Source organism: Methanohalophilus profundi (genome assembly GCF_004137855.1).
Lineage (GTDB): Archaea > Halobacteriota > Methanosarcinia > Methanosarcinales > Methanosarcinaceae > Methanohalophilus > Methanohalophilus profundi.
In genome coordinates this window covers 435,874-442,669 of record NZ_QBKB01000002.1, presented here as the reverse complement: position 1 = coordinate 442,669, position 6,796 = coordinate 435,874, and the positions used below count along the sequence as shown (strand labels likewise).

Sequence of the window (6,796 nt, the reverse complement as noted above, 5' to 3'; positions counted from 1 at the left end):
CCCGTCAGATCAGGACCGCCGCTTCTATGGCAGGTCGTCCCGGTATGGCCGTTTAGGGCCCTGAGACTTCCCTGTCCGCACAGGGTAACATCGGTGCAGACTGTGTCGGTGGTATGAACTCCAACGACAGCCACGAAGTCTCCCAGCTGAACGAACTCAAGATCGATCTTGACGCAATCGCTGTCATTGCCCACTACAAGGGTAACAGTGACATCATCATGGATGAACAGATGCCAATCTTTGGTGGTTACGCCGGCGGTGTTGAGGAAACAACCATTGTCGATGTTGCAACTCACCTCAACTCTATGGTAATGAGCAGTGCCAGCTGGCACCTTGATGGTCCTGTGCACATCCGCTGGGGATCCACCAACACCCGTGAGACCCTTATGATCGCAGGTTGGGCATGTGCCACCATCTCCGAGTTCACAGACCTTATGTCCGGTAACCAGTACTATCCATGTGCCGGTCCATGCACCGAGATGTGCCTGCTTGAGGCTGCAGCCCAGTCCATAACCGATACTGCATCCGGCCGTGAGATCCTGTCCGGTGTTGCAGCTGCCAAGGGTGTCAGAACTGACAAGACAACCGGTATGGAAGCACGTATGATGGGAGAAGTCGCACGTGCAACCGCTGGTATGGATATCAATACTGTCAACCAGATTCTGGATAAACTTGTAGCAAGCTATGAAGGCGATTATGCCAACGCACCTGAAGGCAAGACTTTCCAGGAATGCTATGATGTTGCAACCGTTACACCGACCGAGGAATACGTCAAGGTCTATGACGGGGCAAAGAAGAAACTCGAAGACCTGGGTCTGGTATTCTGAGTGTGAAAGAGCCATTTTTATGGCTCTTTTTTCGTAGAGATATAAAAACAAATAGGAGGCATCCGAATGACCTGGACTATAATTAACGGCGTCATTTACCTGGTATGTTTCACCATGATCGGCTGGATGTTGCTTGATGCAATGAAGGTAACGAAAAAATAATGGGGGAATATTGAATGACAGATGAAATTACTAAAGATCCTCTTGATGAATCTACCAGTCTTGTCAAGACACTAAGACCTTATCATGTATGGGCACTTGGTGTCGGTATTGTGCTGGTGGGTGAATTTATGGGATGGAACTTTACGGTTGCCAAAGGTGGTATATTGGGTTCCCTTTTGGCATTACTTGTTGCCGGTACAATGTATCTGATGGTTTCTCTGTGTGCAAGTGAACTAGGTGCATCTACCAAACTTGCGGGAGGACCTTATGACTGGGCAAGATTATTTGTAGGTCCCGGTGCAGCGGCACTGGTAGGACTTGCTGTTTATATGGAATACATCGCTCTGGAAGCCGCAGATGCCATTGTTGTGGCATGGATTGCAGAATCAATTTTCCCGGAGATACAGGTATTCCCGGTAACGCTTTTAGTGATCACGTTCTTGACATTTATGAATTACAGGGGTATTGTGGCAGCGCTTAATCTTAATTTCGCACTGACATTTACTGCATTCATTGCGATTCTTGCATTCTTCGCCATGAGTGTTACAGGTTTTGCAGGTGTATGGAATCCGGGTAACTTAATATCCGGTGCTATGCCAAATGGCTTTATAGGAATTTTCGCTGCATTGCAGTTTGGTCCCTGGTTCTATCTGGGTATAGAAGGTGCAGCCATGAGTGCTGAAGAATGTAAACATCCTTCCAGGGCAGTGCCGCTGGGTCAACAGGCAGGGATGATCACTCTTTTGCTTGCAGCCGGTATGACACTGTATGTATGTTCTGGTCTTATACCAACAGACCAGCTTGGTGTATCTGTCTATCCACTTTATGAGGCAGCCACGAACAGTGGTGTACAGTTGCTTGTAGTACTCCTTGCAATAGGTACTCTATTCACATGCCTTGCAAGTGCCAACGGTACTATTTGTGACTCTTCAAGATCATGGTATGCCCTTTCAAGGGACCAATTCCTGACCCCATGGTTCTCTGCTGTACATCCAAAATATAACACTCCTTACAGGGCTGTTATTTTCACTATGCCAATTGCGATTGCATTTGCATTCAGTGGTTTCCTGGATCAGGTTATCACATTCTCGATAACGTCCGGACTTGTGTGTTATGTTATGATTCCATTCTCCCTGATTCGTTTCAGGAAGATGTTCCCACAACACAGCAACAAAGTGCGTCCATTCGTTGGTCCGTTGCAACCTTGGCTTGCATACTTCACAATATTCCTGGCGCTTGTGATAATGTCGACCCTGCAATGGGGATACAGATATAATCTGATATTTGGCCTGTTGTTCTATGCGATTGCATATTTCTATTTCAACCGGAGATATCGGAGTTTAGAAGTTAGCCACGATTGGGGCGAAGAGATGGGCTGGCCCGACCCTGTGAGGACATAAGGAGGTGATGATCTTGGAAGATAAAACAACAGAAGAAAATGTTGATACTGTAAGATATATGAGCAAACTGAGGCAGGACGGTCTTGTTGTGGTGGCTTTGATGGGTATTTTGTTCTTCTCAGAGTCATTCATCTTCTATACTATAATTACCACGGTATGGGACAGCACGCCTGAACTTTCGAGTATATTCCCGGTTTATGTGCTATTCTTGCTGTTGGTATTGGGTATAGGAACCGCTGCATGTCTAAGAGTGTATAGTTCTATAAAGGAGCATATGTATACATTCAGGTATTATGACTGAGGAGGATTAAGTATGGCAGTTACTAGCAGGGGAAAGGAAAGAAGCGTATTCATGCAGATATTTGACATCTTGTTTATTTTTATAGTGGCAGGTATCTGTGTTGTACTGCCTGTTGTCCTGCAAGGTACCGTCCTTGTAGGCTGGGGGGAGTCAGGAGGCATGAAATTTATCTGGGACCCGGTGTCTTATTTCAGCCTGGTTGCTGTAATTCTGGTGTTCTTTGGAGTGGTGCTTTTCCACTCGGTTAAGAATTACAGGTTCTGAAGTTGTCAGCATTGCTGGCAACTTATTTTTTAATTAATGGGTAGGTGATACGATGACTGATAATATCAACCGTTTAAAAGACAAGGATAATCCAACAGAGACTGAAAAGAAACATATACCGGTAATTGAAGGACCTTCAATGATGACAGCAGGAGGTACCTATGAGGTCAAGGTTTCTGTTGGGATTGAACCACATGTAATGGAAGAAGGCCACTACAGCGAATGGATAGACATCTATCTTGCAGATCAGAAGATAGGCAGGGTGGATCTGGGGCCATCTGCAGAAAAAGCAGAAGCAACTTTTAAAGTAACTCCCCATGAGGAGTTAATTGGTGCCACCGAATTTGAAGTATGTCACATCCGGGGTGTAAATGTTTGTGGAGATTGTGGTTTAACTTCTGTGATTACAGATTTTAAAGCAATTGAAAGTTGTAATGTCCATGGCCTCTGGGAATCTTCCATGGAAGTGGAAGTTATGTCCTCAAAAGAAAGGCCAGGCAAAAAATGTAGCTGGAAAGCTTGATTATCTATATGTGAAATTGGGGTACCGGTTTTGCCGGTACATTTTTTATTTTATTACAACAAAAACAAATGCTTATCTAAAAATTCACTTTGTACTTTTTTTAAATTAATTAGCAAACAGAGGAAGTAATCATGGAATCCGGGGGTATATTGGTAGTTGAGGACGAAATGATCGTTGCAATGGGCATAAAACTCAAACTGGAAAATATGGGTTATGTTGTTTGTGGAATTGTGGCAGACGGACAAACGGCTATTAATATGGCATCACATTTGAAACCGGATTTAATATTGATGGATATTGTTCTTAAAGGCAATATGGACGGAATTGAAGCTGCCAAAGTAATCAAACAGAAATTGGCTACTCAATTTATTTTCCTGACCGGTATTTCTGACAAGGCCATTTTGCAGCGCGTCGATGAACTGAAACCAGTGGGAACTATAATGAAACCCTTTGATGACTCACAGCTGCGTAATATGATAGAAGAGGCTTTGTCTGGAAATAAATCCTCTTTTGAGGCTTTGGATTTTTCTGATTCTTGCGCTTTGTCAGGATGAAAGAATAAATCGAACCCTGTATGCAAAATTGTTATATTTTTTGTAGTCATATATCTATGTCTTGATACGTGCTCATAAACTGTTGAGTGTCTTAAATGAAACCAAAATCCGATCAAAGTAGATATATTATCCTTGGCAGTATTGATGGAATACTGGCAGTACTTGGTGTTGTCATTGGTGCTTCGAATGTCTCTTCTAACCCTGATCTCATAACAAATGCTGCTCTAGGGGGTGCGATTGCTCTTGCAATGACCAATGGACTTGGGTCTTACCTTGCAGAAAGTGCGGTAGAGTATGGCCATCTTGCTGATCTTGAAAAACCTCTCTTGCGCAATCTTGAATCTACAAGTCTTGAAAAAGAAACGCGCAATAAAATATTGTATGATACTCTAGCTCATGGTGGTTCCAGTCTGATTGGTTCTCTTGTGCCGATATTGCCGTTTGTATTTCTGGAAAATTATGCACTGGAGGTCTCAGTTGGATTAAGTATTATCGTTTTGGCTGTTCTTGGAATGTTTTCCGGCAAAATAGCCCGGCAAAACCTGATACTACATTCTGTCAGAATGGTTGGGCTTGGAATACTTGTTGTAATTGTTGTAACTGCTTTTGGACTTACATGAGATGGATGGTGGTAAAATGAAAGACATAACCTATCGTAACATTCTGGTGCCAATTGATGAAACGAAACTTTCCAAAAAAGTAATTGATAACGCATTGCATATCGCATCTGTGGAGAATGGGCGCATTATTGTAATTTATGTGGAAGGGCCAAGCAACTTAAAATCATTCCCGGACGAGTTTCATGAAAAGCTTGCCGACCTGGTTATTAAAAGTATAGAAGCCAATCTGGAGTATGCCAGAAAGCAAGCTGAAATACATGGCATAGAGATCCATACCCGGGTTGTTGGAGGCAGTAATCCGGGTCGTGAAATAATAAATATTGCACAGAAAAGCAAGGTTGATCTTACTGTGATGGGGACAGAATCATTGCGTAGCGATCCCTTTGGAAGCCTCACAAGATGGTTGATTGCTGCTGATATAGGACCCGTACTTGTTATTACTGCAGGTGACTGAAAAATTTTAACCGGTTAAGTTTTATATTCTTTATTAACCATATTGCGCTGATCCCAAAAATGCAGCAATATACTTTACCACTTTTTATAGTAGGCCTTATCCTTATTACAAAAGGTGCTGATTGGTTTACCGAGTCTGCAGTCTCAATATCCCAAAAAAGTGGCATTCCTAAAATGATTATAGGAGCGACTATTGTAAGTTTCGCAACGACTGCACCGGAATTTACAGTTTCTGTATATGCTGCCTATCTGGGCCACACAGGTCTGACAGTTGGTAACGCTGTGGGCTCTGCTATATGCAACGCCGGCCTGATCCTTGGAGGCGTAATAGTCGTACGCTCGATTCCTGTAGAGGATTCCTCTTTTTTGAAAAGGGGTGCATTTATGATTGTATCGGCTTTGCTGCTGATTGTAATATCCATTGACGGCATGCTCACACCTGTTGATGGTATACTTTTACTGGTAGTTTTTGTTGCTTTTCTCTATTACAATTACAGACGTCAATCGTTGCTTTTTGGGACAAATGAAGAAGAAGTAAATGAAGAACTTGGCGAAGTATCCGATTCTATTTCAAAAGATGTGGCCTTTTTTGTTCTTGGTGCTGCTCTTGTGGTGGGTGGCAGTCGTATTCTTATTGATTCCGGTACTGACATTGCTATGTGGCTTGGTGTTCCCGAGATGATAATCGGATTGACCCTTGTAGCATTTGGGACATCTCTTCCAGAACTGATAACTGCGATTTCAGCTACCCTCAAAGGCCATCATGACCTGACTGTTGGTAACATACTGGGGGCAAATACGATGGATATAGCACTTATATTGGGTGCTTCTTCCCTTATCAGTGAACTTCCAATACAGGACCAATCCCTGTACTATGATTTTCCTGCAATGTTGTTAATAATGGGAATGATTGTATTTTTTGGATTGACGGGTCGCAAACTTGCACGCTGGGAGGGAGCTGTTGTCTTAGTCACCTATATTGCATATGTGGGAGGTCTTTTCTTTTTCTATATGTAATATATAAGCAATTGCTTAAATAATAAAATTCACATCAATAGTACTAAATGATACTGCCAACTGCCCAATCCATAAAGCAGCAAAGGATAGAGCTAGGACTTACACAGAGCGGCTTGGCAAAAAGAGCCGGTGTCAGCCAGCCCCTTATAGCAAGAATAGAGGCGGGTGATGTTGATCCGAGGTTATCTACCTTGAGAAAAATATTTGATGCTTTTGACCAATCTGAAAAAGAAAAGATATGTGTCAGGAACATCATGCATACCCTTGTGGTTTTTGTATCTTCCGATGAGTCGGTGGACCATGCAGTCAGTATCATGCAGGAGCATGGTTATTCTCAGGTTCCTGTGATTGATAATGGTGTGCCTGTAGGCAGTATTTCAGAGGACACTTTTGTCAAGTCAATGGCTGAGAATAAAACCGCCATGATATCCAAAATGAAAGTAGAGGATATGATGGGTGAATCTTTTCCGGCAGTTTCACCAGAGGCTGATATTGGTATTGTATCTACACTGCTGGAGCGCTATCCTGCAGTTCTGGTGCTTGAAAAGGGAGTTGCTATCGGATTTATCACCAAGCACGACATAATAAAGTTGCTACATGGGTGATTTTGTTAATTCTGACTGTTTAACTACAGTTAAATATTAGCGCTACATTAGGTGTGGATTAGTTAAAAAA

General features: G+C 42.8%; 9 protein-coding genes and 1 pseudogene. All 10 read left to right on the top strand.

The genetic code is table 11. The features are described 5' to 3' along the window. Positions 1–827: pseudogene (locus C9889_RS02275) on the top strand (monomethylamine:corrinoid methyltransferase); the annotation flags it as partial. Positions 828–1,003: 176 nt separating this feature from the next. Further along, the gene (locus tag C9889_RS02270; RefSeq protein WP_129596870.1) at positions 1,004–2,389 is read left to right on the top strand and encodes an APC family permease; all 1,386 of its coding nucleotides are present in this window, start codon (positions 1,004–1,006) and stop codon (positions 2,387–2,389) included. 13 nt (positions 2,390–2,402) lie between these two features. Further along, positions 2,403–2,690 carry a monomethylamine transporter gene (locus C9889_RS02265; RefSeq protein ID WP_129596869.1) on the top strand — a complete coding sequence of 96 codons (288 nt, stop codon included), beginning with the start codon at positions 2,403–2,405 and terminating at the stop codon, positions 2,688–2,690. Positions 2,691–2,702: 12 nt separating this feature from the next. Next, positions 2,703–2,954, top strand: a complete 252-nt coding sequence (locus C9889_RS02260) for an AcrB/AcrD/AcrF family protein (protein WP_129596867.1) — start codon at positions 2,703–2,705, stop codon at positions 2,952–2,954. 52 nt (positions 2,955–3,006) lie between these two features. After that, complete coding sequence (locus C9889_RS02255) at positions 3,007–3,477, top strand: class II SORL domain-containing protein (protein ID WP_129596865.1); 471 nt, start codon at positions 3,007–3,009, stop codon at positions 3,475–3,477. Positions 3,478–3,608: 131 nt separating this feature from the next. Next, positions 3,609–4,031: a response regulator gene (locus C9889_RS02250; protein ID WP_129596863.1), complete on the top strand. Its 423-nt coding sequence runs from the start codon at positions 3,609–3,611 to the stop codon at positions 4,029–4,031. Positions 4,032–4,126: 95 nt separating this feature from the next. Then, positions 4,127–4,651 carry a VIT1/CCC1 transporter family protein gene (locus tag C9889_RS02245; RefSeq protein WP_129596861.1) on the top strand — a complete coding sequence of 175 codons (525 nt, stop codon included), beginning with the start codon at positions 4,127–4,129 and terminating at the stop codon, positions 4,649–4,651. A gap of 16 nt (positions 4,652–4,667) precedes the next feature. Next, on the top strand, positions 4,668–5,105 hold the full coding sequence (locus tag C9889_RS02240) for a universal stress protein (RefSeq protein WP_164999254.1): 438 nt from the start codon (positions 4,668–4,670) through the stop codon (positions 5,103–5,105). Positions 5,106–5,164: 59 nt separating this feature from the next. Further along, positions 5,165–6,121, top strand: a complete 957-nt coding sequence (locus tag C9889_RS02235; protein WP_129596858.1) for a calcium/sodium antiporter — start codon at positions 5,165–5,167, stop codon at positions 6,119–6,121. Between the two features lie 47 nt (positions 6,122–6,168). Continuing rightward, the gene (locus C9889_RS02230; RefSeq protein ID WP_129596856.1) at positions 6,169–6,726 is read left to right on the top strand and encodes a CBS domain-containing protein; all 558 of its coding nucleotides are present in this window, start codon (positions 6,169–6,171) and stop codon (positions 6,724–6,726) included. Positions 6,727–6,796: the final 70 nt, after the last annotated feature.